Below are 300 nucleotides of genomic sequence, written 5' to 3'. Positions count from 1 at the left end.
ACGTCCATTCCTTGGCAATACCGAACTGACCATCCGGGTAGTTCTGGTACATGAAACGCTGTGCCCACATTTCGATCTGGGCCTTGCCAGCGAATGCCTCTCGAATAATGACATTCTTACCAACCTTATTAGTCATATAAGTTGTGAGAGCATGTCCGGGGAAGGTCAACTGACCGCCCATCTGCACAAAAGGAACACCCTCAGTATAATTCTTCATTGCCCATCGCATGGTATTTCGCTGGTTCTTGTTCGGACCACCAGCAATACCTTTGACAACACTTTCGCCAATATACGGGGATG

1 protein-coding gene is annotated in these 300 nt (G+C 48.0%); it reads right to left on the bottom strand.

What is annotated here, in order from left to right:
- Positions 1-300 (bottom strand): hypothetical protein (locus tag RMT89_RS42150; RefSeq protein ID WP_315889047.1); only part of this gene is annotated, 300 nt, incomplete at both ends.

It is taken from the genome of Streptomyces sp. P17 (assembly GCF_032436805.1).
In the GTDB taxonomy this organism is placed as follows: Bacteria; Actinomycetota; Actinomycetes; order Streptomycetales; family Streptomycetaceae; genus Streptomyces.
This window is presented reverse-complemented; position numbering and strand designations above follow the sequence as displayed.